This window comes from Pseudobacteroides cellulosolvens ATCC 35603 = DSM 2933 (assembly GCF_001262605.1).
Taxonomy (GTDB): Bacteria; Bacillota; Clostridia; order Acetivibrionales; family DSM-2933; genus Pseudobacteroides; species Pseudobacteroides cellulosolvens.
On sequence record NZ_LGTC01000001.1, the window covers coordinates 5,837,501 to 5,855,899 of the forward strand.

The following is an 18,399-nucleotide window of genomic DNA, read 5'->3' on the forward strand; positions in this document are numbered from 1 at the left end:
AATGATTTTAATAATTCCATCTATAACCTCACCCAAATTGTGTGGAGGTATATTTGTAGCCATACCAACTGCTATACCGGATGAACCGTTTACCAAAAGGTTTGGAAATCTTGACGGCAATACAACAGGCTCCATTTCATGCTCGTCAAAGTTTGGCTTAAAATCAACAGTATCTTTATTTATGTCGCTGAGCATTTCCATTGATATTTTTGAAAGCCTTGACTCTGTATACCTCATGGCAGCAGGAGGATCACCGTCTACAGAGCCAAAATTACCATGCCCATCAACAAGCATGTATCTTAATGAAAAGTTCTGAGCCATACGAACCATACTATCGTATACAGCTGCATCACCATGGGGATGGAATTTACCCAAAACTTCCCCGACAGTAGTTGCACATTTTCTATGCGGCTTATCCGGATTGAAGCCAAGCAGAGACATAGCATATAAAATTCTTCTGTGAACAGGTTTCAATCCATCCCTTACATCAGGCAGTGCACGGTCAGCAATAACACTCATGGCATAATCTATGAATGATTTTTTCATTTCAGATTCTATATCAACTGGTATAATCCTTTGTTCCCTTACTTCATTTGAATCTGGCATTAAATTTACCCCTTTTCTAGATTGCTATATATTTTTCCTAAAAATTACAAAGATTTTTAAAGAAAAATTTCACCACTACTAATTTTAATAAAGTTTTCAATGACTGTCCACTTTTTTTAAACTTTTTTTACTTTAACTTATGTAAAACTTTACAGCTAGGCACCTATATTGATATAACTACTAATAAATTAAAGGGAACAGAATCATCTGTCCCCCGTTTAACATTCTTTCTATTATTAAGTATTACCACCTTTAGGTATTCTTATAATAAATTCCATGTACTCTCCCCTGTCCAGTTGCGCAGCCTTCGCATTCACTCCTGATTTCTTCATCAGATCTATGGCTTGCTTAATGGTATTTACAAATATTCTAATATCTCTTATGGCCTTTGTAAATTTCTTTTCATGTACCGCTTCTCTTCCATTACTATTGCTGCCTGAATTATTTATATTGCTTGGTCTGTTTGTGTATCTCTCAATTGCCCTGTCCACAAGCTCCTCCGTTTTTTTTACATTCATACCCTTTTCACATACATGCTTTAATACCTTCATCTGTATTTGTTCATCGTGCAGCTTAAGTAGTGCACGTGCATGCCTCTCAGTCAGATTATTGTCCTTAAGGATTTTTTTAACCAATGGTCCTAATTTAAGAAGTCTTATTTTATTTGCAATAGTAGATTGGCTTTTACCTATTTTCTGTGCAAGCTCATCCTGAGTAAACCCATGGTCCTTAATGAGATTGTTGTATCCCTCTGCCTCTTCCATATAGTTTAAATCTTCTCTTTGCAAGTTTTCTATTAGTGCAATTACAGCAGAATCATTATCATCTATGTTCACTACAATTGCAGGAATTTCTTCAAGCCCTGCCATTGTAGCAGCCCTTAGTCGCCGCTCTCCTGCTACCAGTTCATAAGTACTGTTTGAAATTCTTCTTACATTAATAGGTTGAATAACTCCATACTGCTTAATTGACTCACATAATTCTTCCAGAGAAGAAATATTAAACTGCTTTCTCGGTTGATAAGGATTGGGTCTAATATTCTCAATCCTTATGTAAGACATGTTTTTAATACTTTCCTTCTTAACATTTCTTTCTTCTTGAACCCTGTTTTCCAGCATAATATGCACCATCCTTTGTATATTTTTTCCATCACGACCCATCTACCAGATGTCATTTTCTTTTGTTATTGGCATTAAAATACAAATAGTATATTCTCTTCCTTTTTTTTAAATCCTTTTTTTTATTAATGGAATCGTTCGTCCAAATGCCTCATATTGCAACATTTTACTAGCTAATTTAGTATAATAAAGATTATATTTTCTTTATTTATGTTAATCTATGTCAAATTTTGTCGAAAACTTTTTTTACCACTGTTTTTTCTTGATAGTGATGAATTTGTTTGATATTTAGTGTAAAATAATTATAATGTTTACGTAATAAAGGGGGTAATACAATGGCTAATAATTATGATATAAAATCACTTCTAGAAATAATTTTTAATGTAACAAAGAAAAATGCTAAGATTTTAGCACATCAATACTTATTAAAAGATGTCTCCATCATCTCAAAATGGAGGAGTAATGTGGCTCTTCCAAGAAACTATGATATAAGCAAAATTGTAGAGTTTGTTGATGATGAGTCTACTGCATCACAAAAAAGGATAATAAGAGATGATATAGAAAAGCTTCTTATGAATTCAAACATTAATAATAATCTAAAAGACATTGTCATTAGCATGAATGATTTTAACGATTTTTTAAGAGAAGCCATAAGTGTATCGATATCTAATGCTGAACAATCTCAATATGGTATTGAAGTATGCAGTGATAATAATGAAACTGACAATAATTCAGTAAAACAAATTTCCGATAAATCAGAAAACAGGTATACAGGTGTTGTTGAACTCGATCTTTTTCTTCCGGAAGATGGTAATTTAGATAACCTTTCAGGTGCAGGGATTGAATTTAAAGGAAAGGTTAATATTACTCCAAAGAAAAAAGTTGTAAAAGTTGCCAATTACTTAAGAAGCCGCTCTGTTTTCGGTGTTGTATTAGTTTGGATTTTTACCGGTACTTTGATAGCACTTTTCACCGGCTTACAGAATACCAACTTTTTTGTTTTTGGTTCAAAGGATGCTATTGTACAGACAACACCTACTCCATTTCCTTCTATAAAAAAACCTCAGGCATCCTTACAAGCTATTGTGCCTGCTTCAGCAGTTATTTCACCTACTGCTGTACCTGTACATAAGCCCACTCCTTCAAAGAAGCCTACTGATAAGGAATTAGCAGTAAGTAAAACCGTGAATAATAACAAGACAAATGTAAAGACAAATAACAATACTAAAAGCAAGACTAAAAATGAAACTACTATTAAATATAGCAACAATAATATAAGCCTTAATGGTCAGGATCAAGCCCTTGTTTTTGGGGAAAATAATGCTGTCAGCATCGAAAAGGATTAATATAAGTGGGAGATTTTAATGAAAAGCAAGCACATTTTATTTTTAAAAATTTATATACTAGTAGTACTCTTAATTAATTCCCCTTTTATAAGAGTTAATGCAAAAGATACTAGAATAACAACTGACAGCTTAAATATAAAAGATGCCAGGACTGAAACAATTAATGGCACTATTTATCTGCCTTTAAGGAACATTTTCCAATCATTAGGATGGAAGGTTTATTGGAGTTCTAAGGAAAAGTCTGTAAAATGTGTTTGTGACAACGGGGAAATTAACTTCAAACTTGGAAGTAAAGAAATTTATATTGATAAAACGTATAGTTTGATGGATTCTCCTTTTATAATAATTAAAAATAAAAGCTACATACCTAAAAAATTTATTACTCAGCAGTTTGGAATTAAAGCTAGATGGAATAAAAAAGGCAATATTATTATAACATCAGATAAAGATACCACTAGCGTTACAGTTAATGGAGGAAACAACATTGTAATTGTAGGAGACGGAATAATTGTTAATATATTTGAACCCTGCAACGTGGATACCATAAACGATATGATAAGCTATTCCGACAGGCTTCTTGCCTTTAATAATCCTGAGGAAGCCATAAAAAAGTATAACGAAATACTTGATAATATTTCTAAGGATGAAACGCCTGATGTATATGCCCATGTTATGAACAATATGGCAAATGCATACAGCAAGCTTTCAGAGTACAAGCAAACTAAAAGAAATATAAGTATTGCCATAAAATATTACCATGAAGCCATCGCATATTATAAAGATATTGAGGATACAGCAAACTATTCAATATTATTAAATAATCTTGGCAGCGCATATAGAGTATTGTGCAATATAACAGGTAATAATTCATTATTAAAGACTTCCATTGATTTATACAGGGAGTCTCTTAAATTTTATACACTAACCAAATATCCTATGGATTATTCACTAATACAATATAATATGGCCAAGGCCTATTCCGATATGGACAATTTTGATTTATCAATAGATTGTCTTTTAGAAGCAAAGGAAATTTTTACAAAAGTTCTTGAAAAATACACAATTGATAAATCACCCTCTTGTTATGCCCTTATTCAGTACAATTTAGGTTCAATCAATTTTATGCTTAAGGGCATATATCCATTAAAAGGAAGCACAGACAATCTATCAAACTATTTTAATGAAGCGTTAAAAGTGTGGACAGCAGAAAGTTATCCCATGAATTATGCCAAAGTTCATCAGTATTTAGGCTATATGAATATGAAATCATATGAAAACTCAGACATAAAAGAATATTTGTATACAGCAAAAGAAGAGTATAATGAGGCTTCCAAGTTTTATTCATTAGATCGCAGCCCATATAAATATGCTGAAATAAATTACGATCTGGGTTACGTTGAATTTCTTATAGCAAAGCTGAACAATAATGAGGATAGTATTTTAAATACTATATGCTGCTATCAAAACTGTCTGAAGGTTTTTAATATTGATGAATACCCAAAACATCATAAATCAACCCTTTCTGCCATAGAAAAATTAAACAATATAAAAGAGGATGTGAAATAACAAATGATAAAGATAGAAAAGAATATTCTCATGCTTTTCATTTTTTTTTGTCTTTTTACTTTTTTGAATTGTACACCCATATACGCTGCTTCAGAAGAGTATAAGATAAAAATAAATAATACTGAAGTTCAATTTACCATGGCACCGATAAAAGAAAAAGGCAATTTACTTGTGCCAATAAGAGAAATGTTTGAGATATTTGGATATAGCATTAATTGGAATGCTGCCTCCAAGTCTGTTAGTTGTGAAAAAAACACCAGTAAGGTTACATTTAAACTCAATGACAAGATTGCAATAATAAATGGTAAAAATATTGATCTCCCGGTTCCTATTTCAATAATCAAAGGCCGGATATACGCTCCTGTAATTATTATAAGCCAGGGCCTTGAACTCAAAACAGATATTTTAGAAAAGGAGAAAGCAGTTTGTTTCACAAGTAAAAACGGGTCTTCTATTTCGGTATCTGGATCCGATAATTTAGTTGCTGTAGGACAAAATATAATTGCAAGTGTACTTTACAAGGATAAAAAATTAAACAGCATATACAATGGAATTGAATCTGCAAATAAACTCTTTATGAATAAGAATTATCTTGGTGCCATTCATAGTTATGATAAAATACTAAAAAGCATATCCAGTGTAAAAAATCCTGGAGAGTATGCACTGGTAATGACTAATATGGGCAGCTGTTACTCAGAACTTGCACTCTTTATAAATAAAGAGGAAAACACACTAAAAGCAATATCCATATTCCAGGAAGTTTTGAATAAAATAAATGGCAGTAATTTTTCCATAGAAAGAGCAAATGCTTACAAAAACCTGGGCAATGCATATATCAATTTATTTAGGATTCGCAATGCTGAAGAAAACATTAAAAAATCCTTAGAAGCTCTTAATGAATCATTGAAGCTATATGACAAAGAAAAAAATGCACTTGATTACTCATATGTCCAACTTTTAAGGTCATTTTCCTTTTATACAATTGCCAATTTAAAAGACACCGAGGTAAACCTGTTTAAGGCAATTAAAGCAAATTATGAATCTTTAAACTCTTATAATGGTGAAAAAACATCAAAGCAATATATTGAGATTATAAAAATAAGAGGTCTTATTATATTATCAACATTTTATATTACAGGTAACATTGAAAATCTTAATAAAGCATTGGAAAGTTTTAAATATGCCTTAAAATATATTAACGAAAAAAATGAACCTTATGAGGCTGCTCAGATTAAGTATTATATCGGTAGTATTTATGATCTTATGACTACAACAGAGCCAAAGACAGAATACTTTGAAGAAGGAATCAGCTATTATAAAAAATCTCTTGATTTCTTTACTGTTGATAAATCTCCTGATGGTTTTGCCCTAATTCAAAACCAATTGGGTATTATGTACTTACAGCTTTCCAGATATTCAAATTTTGATGAAAATATTAAAAAATCTCTCGCAGCACTTGATGAGGCTGCTAAAATATACACAGTTGACCAATATCCTAAATATTATGCAAACGTTCAGTATGGTTATGCAGTTGTATTTAGCAGAATTGCAACTTACAAAAATGCTAATGAATCAAATGAGTATATTAATAAATCAATAAATGCTTTTAATAATTCACTAAAAATAAACACATATGAGAAATATCCCATAGATTATGCAAAAACATTAATTGAAATGTCAAATACTTACTATATACAAAGTAAAAAATTAGGAGGTTTGGAACCCATCCATAAAGCTATAAAATGCTGTGAGGAATCCCTAAAAGTATATACATGGGAAGATGAACCTTTGTATCACGCATATGCTCTGTCATATATTTCAACATACTTAGTCTATCTTGCAAGTCTTGATGAAGAACCTTTAAAAAATTCTATACGAGCTATAGACGTGTGTTCAAAAGCACTGGAGATCTTTAAACTTGAAAGCTTCCCTGAATATTATGCATCTATTAAAGAAAACTCCGGTATGGCCTATGAGATTCTTTCTAAAATTGAAAACAAAGATGAAAATATCATTAAGAGTATAGATAATTTTAAGGAATGTTTGAAATATTATTCATTACAAACCTTTCCTAATTATTACGCCAGCACTAATAAGAATCTTGGTGATTTATACTTGTTATTATCGGACATACAAAATAAAGAAGAAAATAAAAAGTTGGCAGCTGATTGCTATAACGAGTCATTGAAGTTCTATACCGATAAAGATAAAATTTATCCAGAAATATTGGAAAAAATAAAGCTGGCAGAGCAATAGTTTGTTTGAGTAATTATTTGAGGTCTATCATTCCTTATCAAATGTCAACAAACGGGTCATGGCATGTTGACATTTGATACTTCAATTTCTGGAAATTTGTGATTTCTGCCAGCTGAATAAACTGTTATTTTGTATCTACTGTTGCACAGGGAACTTTGATATCTTGCCTTGAGCAAACATAAGAATATGTCCCATATCTAATCCGTTTACCAAACCATTTCCATCTACATCAGCAGCTAATTGTCCATACTGGTATGTAAAACCCGAATTTGATCCTAACATATAACTTCTAAATGTTTCGGTATCATTCATTGAAACTGTTGAGTCTCCATTAACATCACCATATATGAATATATCAACAGATCCGTTATTTAACTTAAGCCCATCATATTGGAAATCAGGTGACTTATACAATTTGCAACCGCTTCTTTCCAAAGTAAGAGGTGTACTTCCTATCACATTTACACTATCAAATACATCAAATTCAATATTGGCAAATATGCCATTTGTTTTAATCAATTTCTGAAATACCATATCTCCGGTAAATATTACTTTGATCCTTCCAATTATACTGTCAACAGTATAAGTAAGATGGCATCCTTCCGAAATAGCATTTCCAGCTGTAATATTAGATACAGTGAGCTTTGCTGGGTCATACGACACCTCTGCCTCAGCATTATAAATACCATCTGTAGGAACATTATTTATTGTTAACGGTATAGATTTTCTACCGGCCCTAGGCTCCATCACACTGTTTCCTATAGTAAGTGAAGTTAAAAAGTCATCAGAAGAATATACATTGTCCAATGCAATGGCGATATCAAAGTAATATAGCCCTCCTAGTGCAAAAACCTTATTGTCTGCATACTCAATCCTGTGTCTATATGCGTTATTATAAGCAAAGCTTCCTTTTCTCACCCAGGTTTCTGTTGCAGGATCATATTCTCTTAAATTTTCACTTTTACTTCCAACAACATATATCTTATTATTCAAACTAAATGTACCAAACTGTAATTCTTTATCCGGCATTGGATTTTTAATCGTCCATTTATTTGCTGAAGGGTCATACTCTTCTATAGAATCCAGTATGTTGTCCTCATTTCTTTCATCCTGTCCTCCTAATGCATATATTTTTCCGTTTGCAACACCAACACAGTGGTTATTTCTTGGTATATTCATAGCAGCCAGAGTTTCCCATTTATCATTTACAGGATCATACCTTAAAACATTACCACCCATTGATCTTTCATAAAACTCATTTTCTGCATTATAAACAGCCTTAATACCACCTACAACATATATATAACCGTTTAACGAAACAGCTTGATGCATATACCTTCTCTCAGGCATTTTACTTTTAGTGGTCCATACCTTTTTAATTGGATCATATTCATACAAAGTGTCATAAAATTCTGATGCACCCAAGTGAGAATTGGAACCTCCGCAAAGGTATATCTTCTCATTTACAGCAGCGGCAGCAGCATTCACTCTTACATCAGGAATACTTGGGCAAAGAGTCCATTTATCAGTTGATGGATCATATTCTTCAACTTTATCAAGATCCTTAAATTCATAGTTTTGTCCTCCAAAACCACCAAATGTATAAATTTTACCATTTAACGCAGCAGAGGCAAAAAATGATTTTTGATAATTCATATCAGCTTTTTTGGCCCACTTTCCTTCATCGGTATTGTAGGAAAATACTTTATTTTGATATGCCATACCGTTATTACCGCCGATTATTAACAGTTTGCCTTTAAGTACAACCGATGTATGACCATATAATTGTGTTGGTAAAGAAATCCTTTCTGCTATTAATCCTGTTTCCGGATTATATTCCTCAATCTTATCAGAATTTTTTCCACCCGCTGAGATAAGAATTCCATTTATCTGTGAAAGTGAAAAATCTGAATTCCATTTGTTTAAATCTTTCCTCACAGTCCATTGATCTAATGACAGGTTATATTCTTCAACAGAATTCAAATTTGTTGTGCCATTTACGCCACCTAATACAAAAACCGATCCGTCCTTTACAGATATACCGAAATTACTCCGTGCCGTGGGCATCTGTTTTCCTGAAGACCATGTATCATTTACGGGATCATATATTTCTACTATATTTAATGGCTTTCCATTATTACCGCCTATGGTATATATCTTTCCATCTGCAAATACCGCACCTAAACCGCTTCTCGCAGTAGTCATGGGTGTTTTTTTAGTCCATAAACCGGTTAAAGGATCATACTCTTCAACAGTATTTAGGTATGAACCGTTATAACCCCCTATAACGTAAATTTTTCCATTACTTGCTTCAACAGCTGCCATACCTGTTCTAGCTATTGACATACTTTGCTTGCTTGTCCATATATCATTTTCAGGATCATATTCCTCAACTGTATTTAAATAAGTTTCAGAATCATTATTTCCACCAAAAACATAGACTTTACCACTAGTTGCCGCTAAAGCTGCAAAATCCATTCTTGCCTCTTTCATGGAAGCTTTTGTTTCCAATCCGCAATCTAATGTATTAATTGCTATTTTATTTGAAGGTTCACTTGCATTATTAGTTGTTCTTGCTCTTACAAAGAAATTATATTGGGTTTTTGGTTCAATTGATGTAAATGAATAATTGGTATTAACTGTTTGAAGCATTAATCCTCCTTCAAAATATACATCATAAAAGGTTGCCTCATTAACAGGCTGCCATTTCAAATTAATTTTACTTGTTGTTACGTCAGCTTTAACAACTGGATTATCCAAAACAGTAGATGTTGTTATTGTATTACTCCAATCACCTGTTTTAACAGAATTTTTAGCTCTCACCTTATATAGATGCTGTTTGTTATATTGAAGATTCTCGTGATTATAGTTAGTACCTGTCAAACTTATAATTGTTCCATCAACTGAAATATCATACCCTGTAGCACCTGGCACTGCATCCCAGCTTACATTAATTGAATTTGTAGATGAAGAAGCTTTTAAATTTTTGGGTGTGCTGAAGAAATCATAGGAAGCAACCAATGCAAAGGGTTGTGGTCCTTTTGAAACGCTATATCCTGATACCTCTATCTTATACATACCTTTTGCAGGATTATTAATTATTACATTTTCAACATTATTTAATCTATCAACTTCAGAATTATAAGGTGCTGTAAAGTCATTACCATTATAAACAACCGTTCCATCCGGAGATGTTACCTTTAAGTCCAAATCATTAACAAGAGCACTTGGAGCAGTTGAAGTGCCTGGATAATCTGTCCAAACTAAAGTAATCTTAAGGGGCTTGTCAGAGTTCTTGACATAGCACCCTGACTGATATCTTTTGTTTTTTCCCGTAATCAATGATGAATTCTGATCTATAATTTTCGTAGAATATAATGAGTCATATATGCTAACTTTTCCCCAACCCTTTTCATATGAATACCCATTAGTTAATGATCCATTTATAATTAATGATTTTATAAGGGCGGCACTTGGGTTTGTAATACCCTTCCTCTTTTGTAAAAATTCACGAATTACAGCAACAGTACCGGCTGTAAGAGGTGTGGACATTGATGTTCCACTCATGTACGTATAGCCCTTATTTCCTTCATCCCCGAGCATTCCTGATTTAGTTGATGATATAAAAGATCCTGGAGCGACTACATCAGGTTTTATTCTTCCATCTTTACACCCATAACTGGAAAATAGGGCCCTTTCATCAGGATTATCCGACATTGATAATCCATTTTGAAACTCTATATAAGGTCTGAAACTTTCTGATGCACCAACTGTTATACAGTTCTTGGCTGTTGCAGGTGAACCAACTGTACCGGGACCATTTCTACCCTCATTACCCGATGAAAATAAAATAGTCATATCTTTGTGTTCCCACAAAAACTTGTCCACTTCTGCCGATCTTTCAGTATATGACCCCTCAGCTTTGGAACCCCATGAATTTGTGTGGATTCTTGCACCATTTGTATAAGCCTCCTCAAGCAAATTATACAGGGTATCAGGATAATTTACATAACCTTCAGCACCAGGACCAATATCCTGCATAATGAGATTTGCCTTAGATGCTGTTCCTTTTATTTTTCCACCTGATATCTGTCCACTGCCTAAAACCGAACCTGAAACATGAGTTCCATGTCCATTTCTATCAGCACCGTCTTCACCATTTTCATCAATTATTTTAATTACTCTTCCTGTAAAATCACTATGAAGAGTATTATTTTTAAGTCCAGGATTTCCTTTATCAAGTCCCGTATCTGCAACACAGACAGTCTGACCTTCACCTTCATATGCCATGCTCTCTGCTGATTCAAAACCCATTATGCCCCTTGCAATATCATTGTTAATTTTTAATTCATAAGCTTTCTCAATAAACTTTACAGATTTGACTTTTGATATATCAATCAACGATTTACGTTTTACTTTTACTTTTTTAAGCTGGCTTTTCTTTTTTACTTTTGATATACCATCCTTATTAATTTCTTTTATGACATCACTGCAGTCAATATCAAAAGTGCTTATTGCTACATCTACTTCCTCCTCAAGCTCCTTCTCATTGCTATTATTGATTTCTTCCATGAGTTCCGGGTCTATTTTATATTCATCCAAATATGGAATAACATCTCCCACGCACTCAAATTCATTTACTTTTTCTACCGTATCAGGATGCATAAATGCCAAAAAAGAGAATTTAGGAATGTAATCAAGTAAAGTTACTCCAACATCTGTAACCATATCCTTCATTTCTTCTGTAATGGGTCCTGTAAAAGATATTATGTACGGACTGCTTTCATTTGAAGCCTTACTCTTAAACCTCTTTTCAGCCGCTTTCCTTTTTGTATTTTCTACATCGCTTTCAATAGTAGCTGCCTTTAAATGAACTTTAAATTGCTTCATTCTATTCTCTCTTCCGGCTGCAAATGAGCCTATGCTCATGCCGGCACTTGATACTAATATTGATACTGATAATGCCGATGCTATTATCTTTTTAAATTTCATTTTGTCCCCTCCAATGTAATTAAATAATCTAAATAAAATAACAATACATTTTACTTTGATAGGCAAATGTAAAAGATCAATCACAAAAAATATAGAATTACTTATTAATTCCGTCATAAGCATAAACTTATATTAATTATAAAGAATTTTAGAATATACATTGTGAAAAAAATTGAAAAATCAGTGAAAAGAATTGAATTATTTTTGCGGGCTATTTAAAAACCCGCAAAAATTAATGGACAGTATAAAATTTCTTAGATAAATAGTATTTTAGTCATTTATAAAAACATACAAACTATAATATTGGCTCCTTTGTTGGCTTTCCTGCTTTTCTGGGATATTTTTTCGGAGTACTTTTTATTTTCTTAACAATAACTATATTTCTTACTGCATCAGTAAATGGTAGATTAATATTTTCTATCTTTTCAATTTTTCCACCTAACACATCAAGTGCTTTATTTGAAGCATCAACCTCTTCAGTACTGTTTCCCTTCATTGCAATAAAAATTCCTCCTACTTTAACAAAAGGCAGACAATACTCGAGAAGCACAGGAAGATTGGCAACCGCTCTTGCAGTTGCAACATCATATTTTTCCCGGTTTTCTTCCATCATACCAAAATCCTCTGCCCTCCCATGGCATGCCCTTATATCTTGAAGCTTCAGCTCACTAATTACATTATTTAAAAACTTTATTCTCTTATCCAATGAGTCAAGAAGTGTTACATTTATTTTATCAAAGGCTATTTTAATAGGTATCCCTGGAAATCCTCCACCCGTTCCTACATCAATTAGTTTTATTTCCTTATTTTCCAAATAGGGAATTATACTAAGAGAATCAATAAAATGCTTTATTATTATTTCTTTATCATCCTCAATAGCCGTTAAATTAATCTTTTGGTTCCACTCCTTCAGTATATCCTTATACTTAATTAGTTCACCTATTTGACTATCGGTTAATAAGACAGAATACTCCTTTGATCCTGCTATCAGCATATCTACTATACCATTACTCATCTTTAGCCTGACTCCTTCTATCTCTGTTTCTTTGCTCCATATAAACCAAAAGAACAGATATATCGGCAGGAGAAACTCCTGTTATTCTTGAAGCCTGTCCTATTGAATCAGGCTTTATATTATTTAACTTCTGCCTTGCTTCAATCCTAAGCCCATCTATCTCCAAATAGTTTATATCCTTTTCCAGCTTTCTCTTTTCAAGCTTTTTAAACTGTTCAACCTGCAAAAGCTGTCTTTTTATATATCCGTCATACTTGATAGATATTTCAACCTGCTCCTTTATGGCAAAACTTAGCTCTTCTTCTCTATCATCTATTTCGGAAAGTGATTCATAATTTAGTTCGGGACGGCGTAACAATTCCGAAAGCTTGGCACCGCTTTTTAAAGGCGTGCTGTGCATTCTCTCCAAAAATATATTTACTTTCTGACTTGGAGGAATTACCTTTTTTTCCACTCTCTCTATTTCCCTGTTAATCTTATCTCTCTTTTCCTCAAATTTCCTATATCTTTCTTCAGTTATAAGACCAATTTTGTACCCAATAGGAGTGAGCCTTAAATCTGCATTATCCTGCCTTAAAAGAAGCCTGTATTCCGACCTTGATGTCATCATCCTGTATGGCTCCTTTGTTCCTTTTGTCACTAGGTCATCAATAAGAACTCCTATATATCCTTCAGATCTATCTATAATGAGGGATTCTTTACACTGTATTTTTAAAGCTGCATTAATTCCGGCAACAAGACCTTGAGCCGCAGCCTCTTCATAACCGGAACTACCGTTAATCTGACCTGCTGAATACAATCCGTTAATATCCTTAGCTTCTAGAGTAAGATTAAGCTGAGTAGCATTTATACCATCGTACTCTATTGCATATGCACTTCTCATAATAGATACATTCTCAAGACCGGGCAAGGATTTAACCATCTTTATCTGGACATCCTCAGGAAGGCTGCTTGACATACCTTGAAGGTACATTTCCTCTGTATTAAGACCCATTGGCTCTACAAAAACCTGATGACTTTCCTTGTCCGCAAACCTTACAACCTTATCTTCAATTGAAGGACAATACCTTGGACCTACGCCTTTAATATCACCGGAAAATAAAGGAGATCTATGAAGGTTCTCTTTAATTATTCTGTGAGTTTCTTGATTTGTGTAGGTTAACCAGCAAGATACCTGCTCTTTGTTAATCTCTTCAATCTCAAATGAAAAAGGTACAATTCTTTCATCACCGGGCTGCTCTGTCATCTTAGAAAAATCTACGCTTCTGCTGTTTATTCGTGCAGGAGTTCCTGTCTTAAATCTGAAAATTTCCAGGTCCAGTTCCTTAAGGCTGTCAGAAAGCTTATTAGCTGGAAATAGACCATCAGGTCCTCCACTGTAACTCACATCACCAATTATAATCCTTGCCTTTAAATATGTTCCAGTAGTAAGTATCACTGCTTTGCACCTGAAAATAGCACCAGTATGGGTTTTAACACCAATTATTCTTCTTTTCCCGCCTTCATCAGTTTCGGAGAGAAGGTCAATTATTTCAGCCTGCTTTATATCCAGATTATCTTGTTTTTCCAAAGTATGCTTCATTTCAATCTGATATCTTCTTCTATCAACCTGCGTCCGCAAGGAAAACACTGCAGGTCCCTTTGCAGAGTTTAACATCTTTGATTGGATAAACGTTTTATCTGTGTTTTTTCCCATTTCTCCACCAAGTGCATCAATTTCTCTTACAAGGTGGCCTTTTGCTGTACCACCTATACTTGGATTACATGGCATATTTGCTATGCTGTCAAGATTAATTGCAAATAAAACGGTTTTACACCCCATCCTAGCCGAAGCCAATGCTGCTTCACAACCAGCATGTCCAGCCCCAACAACTACAACATCATAATAACCTGCTTCATAATCCATAGCTAAAACCCCTTCTATTTTCCAATACAAAATCTTTTAAAAATCTCATTGAGAACCTGCTCATTTACTGACTCTCCGGTTATCTGCCCAAGATAGTAAGCTGCGTCCTTAATGTCTATAGTAATCATATCAAGAGGCATTCCTCCATCATAAGCAGAAAGTGCATTATCAATACTCACCATACACTTATCAATCATGTTTTTATGTCTTATATTTGTAAGTAGAATTTCATCATTTAGTCTAAGGCTGCCTTTATTAAAGAGCCCTGTTAGTTCTTCCTCAATTTTCTCTATTCCGCTGCCTGTTTTTATTGATATCTTAATTAAATTATAATCTTTGAAATAATTCTCAATTTCTTTTATTTTATCATTGCTTGATATATCAATCTTATTTAGTATTACAATATTTCTTTTATTCCTTACCTCATTAAATATTTCAATATCTTCACTTATTATTCCAGCCTCACCATCTATCATCATTATAGTAAGATCCGATTCATTAACTGCTTTTTTTGCTCTCTCTACCCCAATTCTCTCTACTACATCCTCTGTTTCTCTTATACCTGCAGTATCAATGAGCTTTATCGGAATACCTTTTATATTTATATACTCTTCAATTATGTCTCTTGTTGTACCGGGAATATCAGTTACAATAGCCTTGTTTTTGCCGCTCAATTCATTTAGAAGAGAAGACTTTCCCACATTAGGCCTTCCTACAATAACAACATTCAAACCTTCCCTAATCATTCTTCCGTTTTCAAATGTTTCTGATATATTGTAAATCAGACTCTTTATAGGCTTTAAGCTTTCATAAACCATATCCCCTGTTATTTCCTCAATATCATGCTCAGGGTAATCAACGGTCACTTCAATATGAGCAATAAGCTCTATAAGCTTTTCCCTTACTTCCTTAAGCTTTTTTGAAAGCTTGCCTTCTAATTGATTAAGTGCTGCTTTAGAACCAGCATCAGTTTTTGAATTTATTAGATCAATTACTGCTTCTGCTTGTGATAAATCTATCCTGCCATTTAAAAAAGCCCTTTTTGTAAACTCCCCTGGCTCTGCTATGCGGGCACCTTCCTTAACAATTAACCCTAGTATCTTTCTTAATACAATTATTCCTCCATGGCAGTTTATCTCAACTACATCCTCTTTTGTAAATGATGCAGGCCTTTTCATTTTTGATACCAGCACCTCATCAAGGGTTTCATGGCTTGAAGGATCAATTATCTTACCGTAATTTATTGTATGAGTTTTAATATTTTCAAATTCTACAGCTCCCTTAAAAATTCTTGAGGCTATTTTAAAAGATTTTTCACCGCTTATTCTTATTATTCCAATTCCTCCTGTGCCAGGAGGCGTTGATATGGCAGCTATAGTATCTTCCATAAAGTATGCTCCTTCTTTAAACTTCTCAATTAAAGGCCCAAGAGTAGCCTCCTGAGCCTTATAATATCCAACAAAATCTTTAATTATTAATATTTAGCCATAACCTATTTCATAGTGATTACAACTTTTCTATTTGGCTCGTCTCCAACACTATAAGTTCTAACGCTATTATTATTCTGAAGAGTAGAATGTATAACCCTTCTTTCATATGGATTCATAGGCTCAAGAGTAATATTCTTTCTATACTTTACAACCCTGTCTGCAAGCCTGTTTGCAAGATTTATAAGAGTTTCTTCCCTTTTCATTCTATAGTTTTCTACATCAACAACAACTCTTTTATAATCATCATTGTCCTTATTAATAACAAGGCTTGACAGATATTGAATAGAATCAAGGGTTTCTCCTCTTCTTCCAATCAAGATACCTATATCATTACCTTTAATATTTAAATTAACTGCTTCATCGGTTTCTGACAGCTCAACTTCAGCCTTAACATTCATCTTTTCAAATAACTCATATAAAAACTTTTTGGCCTTATCTCCCTTAGACTCACGAACAGTAACCCTAACTTTGGCCATCTTGTTTCCAATTATCCCAAAAATACCTTTATTACCTTCATCAAGTACTTCAATATCAACTTTATCTTCATTAAGATTAAGTTCTTCCAAAGCCAGTGAAACAGCTTCCTGTACTGTTTTTGCAGTTTTTTCTATAGAATAAGCCATTTATGCGTTCTGAACCTCCTTCTTTTTTGCCATTAGTTTATTAATAAACAATTGTTGGAAAATCTGAAAAATACCACCTACTATCCAATAAAGTCCCATACCTGCTGGAAATGAGAAAGAGAAAAACAATGTCATCAAGGGTCCCATAAACAACATGGACTTTTGCATTGGATTATCCATTGGCGTAGTAGATGTAACCATGGATAATTTAGATGATATATATGTAGTTGCAGCCGCTAAAATCGGTATCAACAAAAGTAAAAAATTAGTTTTATAGTCTGCTGAAGGAACAGTTCCAAGGTTAACTCCAAGGAATCTGAAACCATTCTCCATACCTTCTATTACATTTGCAATATTGGTAGTTATAATATCTCCAACTTTATTTATATCAAAATTTTTAATAATATCAATTTCCACATAACCCTTATTAGGTAATTTTAATACATTTGCTAATTTATCAATTGTATCAGGTCCAATATCTATCATATATCTTAATGGCTTTTGAATAACCTGCCATAAAGCAAGCAATATAGGCATCTGAATTAATAAAGGCAAACACCCACCCATAGGATTATAATTGTTTTCCTGATATAGCTTCATGCTTTCCTGTTGAAGCTTTTCCTTGTCGTTTTTATATTTAGTCTGAATTTCCTTTAATTTTGGACCTAGTTCCTGCATTTTTGCCATATTATTATATTGTTTAATCATCAAAGGCAAAAGTATAATCTTTACAAATATTGTAAATATAATAATAGCTATACCATATGATTTAAAAGCTAAATTATTATAAATAAAGTACAATATATCCCCAAAAGGTTTTGCAATAAAATCTAACATATTTTATAAAATACTCCTTATTCTTACTTTACTGGGTCATATCCTCCTGGATGAAAAGGGTGACATTTAATTATCCTTTTCACCGATTTCAGTACACCTATAAAAGCACCATATTTCATAATTGATTCTACAGCATATTGTGAACAGGTAGGATAAAATCTACAACTCGGCCTTTTTAAAGGTGAAATATACTTTTGATAAAATTTTATTAAATATATTAAAAAATTTTTTATCAATTTATTTTCTCCTGTTCAAATATATTAAGTTTCTTTAATAAATATTTCATTTCCTTTTTTATTTCAAAAAAACCAGGCATATCTTCAGAAGATCTTACTACAAAGACTATGTCAAAGCCATGCTTAATATGCTCTTCAACCAGCCTGTAGTTTTCTTTTACCAACCTTCTTATCCTGTTTCTTTTAACACTCTTACCAACTTTTTTACTCACAGTAATTCCAAGCCTGTTTTTGTCAATATAATTTGAGAGGGTATATAAAGTAATGTACTTACCGACATAAAAACGTCCTTTTTTATAAACCCTCATAAACTCATGGTTTTTTTTAAGAGGAATAGTTTCTATCATAAGCTATAATTTATCCTCATACTAATAATTAAATACCTAAAAAATATATTTAATATTAATT

At 33.0% G+C, this 18,399-nt stretch carries 13 protein-coding genes (1 of these 13 running past the window's edge); 3 read left to right on the forward strand and 10 right to left on the reverse strand.

Going from position 1 to position 18,399, the window contains the following annotated elements; all coding sequences use genetic code 11:
• Together gyrA and noc are read right to left on the reverse strand one after the other, a co-directional pair.
• Positions 1-606, reverse strand: partial view of a DNA gyrase subunit A gene (gyrA, locus tag Bccel_RS24180; protein ID WP_036943217.1) — the beginning only. 1,920 nt of this gene lie to the left of the window's left edge; the window shows 606 of its 2,526 coding nt (coding positions 1-606); its start codon is at positions 604-606; its stop codon lies off the left edge, out of view.
• 236 nt (positions 607-842) lie between these two features.
• Positions 843-1,724: a nucleoid occlusion protein gene (noc, locus tag Bccel_RS24185; protein ID WP_036943220.1), complete on the reverse strand. Its 882-nt coding sequence runs from the start codon at positions 1,722-1,724 to the stop codon at positions 843-845.
• 335 nt (positions 1,725-2,059) lie between these two features.
• On the opposite strand from noc, the gene Bccel_RS24190 reads away from it, so the two are divergent.
• Genes Bccel_RS24190 through Bccel_RS24200 form a run of 3 tightly spaced genes read left to right on the forward strand, consistent with a single transcriptional unit; the run spans position 2,060 to position 6,892 of the window.
• A complete protein-coding gene (locus Bccel_RS24190; RefSeq protein WP_036943223.1) occupies positions 2,060-3,070 on the forward strand; it encodes a hypothetical protein in 1,011 nt (336 codons plus the stop codon).
• A gap of 18 nt (positions 3,071-3,088) precedes the next feature.
• Positions 3,089-4,636, forward strand: coding sequence for a stalk domain-containing protein (locus Bccel_RS24195; protein WP_036943225.1), 1,548 nt, complete (start codon positions 3,089-3,091; stop codon positions 4,634-4,636).
• A gap of 3 nt (positions 4,637-4,639) precedes the next feature.
• Positions 4,640-6,892, forward strand: a complete 2,253-nt coding sequence (locus Bccel_RS24200) for a stalk domain-containing protein (RefSeq protein ID WP_036943228.1) — start codon at positions 4,640-4,642, stop codon at positions 6,890-6,892.
• Between the two features lie 135 nt (positions 6,893-7,027).
• Here the strand turns inward: Bccel_RS24200 and Bccel_RS24205 are convergent, their stop codons facing one another.
• The 8 genes from Bccel_RS24205 to rnpA form a co-directional block, all read right to left on the reverse strand.
• The gene (locus Bccel_RS24205; protein ID WP_050753797.1) at positions 7,028-11,884 is read right to left on the reverse strand and encodes a Kelch repeat-containing protein; all 4,857 of its coding nucleotides are present in this window, start codon (positions 11,882-11,884) and stop codon (positions 7,028-7,030) included.
• Between the two features lie 295 nt (positions 11,885-12,179).
• A complete protein-coding gene (rsmG, locus tag Bccel_RS24210) occupies positions 12,180-12,899 on the reverse strand; it encodes a 16S rRNA (guanine(527)-N(7))-methyltransferase RsmG (RefSeq protein ID WP_036943231.1) in 720 nt (239 codons plus the stop codon).
• Positions 12,892-14,805, reverse strand: a complete 1,914-nt coding sequence (gene mnmG / locus Bccel_RS24215) for a tRNA uridine-5-carboxymethylaminomethyl(34) synthesis enzyme MnmG (protein ID WP_036943235.1) — start codon at positions 14,803-14,805, stop codon at positions 12,892-12,894. The genes rsmG and mnmG overlap by 8 nt, the downstream gene beginning before the upstream one ends.
• A 14-nt stretch (positions 14,806-14,819) precedes the next feature.
• On the reverse strand, positions 14,820-16,193 hold the full coding sequence (mnmE, locus tag Bccel_RS24220) for a tRNA uridine-5-carboxymethylaminomethyl(34) synthesis GTPase MnmE (protein ID WP_036943237.1): 1,374 nt from the start codon (positions 16,191-16,193) through the stop codon (positions 14,820-14,822).
• A 104-nt stretch (positions 16,194-16,297) separates the two neighbouring features.
• Entirely contained in the window at positions 16,298-16,918 is a 621-nt protein-coding gene (gene jag, locus Bccel_RS24225) for an RNA-binding cell elongation regulator Jag/EloR (RefSeq protein ID WP_036943240.1), read from the reverse strand.
• Entirely contained in the window at positions 16,919-17,755 is an 837-nt protein-coding gene (locus Bccel_RS24230; protein ID WP_036943243.1) for a YidC/Oxa1 family membrane protein insertase, read from the reverse strand. It lies immediately after the preceding gene.
• A gap of 23 nt (positions 17,756-17,778) precedes the next feature.
• The gene (yidD, locus tag Bccel_RS24235; RefSeq protein ID WP_152966180.1) at positions 17,779-17,988 is read right to left on the reverse strand and encodes a membrane protein insertion efficiency factor YidD; all 210 of its coding nucleotides are present in this window, start codon (positions 17,986-17,988) and stop codon (positions 17,779-17,781) included.
• The gene (gene rnpA, locus Bccel_RS24240) at positions 17,988-18,338 is read right to left on the reverse strand and encodes a ribonuclease P protein component (protein ID WP_036943249.1); all 351 of its coding nucleotides are present in this window, start codon (positions 18,336-18,338) and stop codon (positions 17,988-17,990) included. Before rnpA ends, yidD begins: the two co-directional genes overlap by 1 nt.
• Positions 18,339-18,399 lie beyond the last annotated feature (61 nt).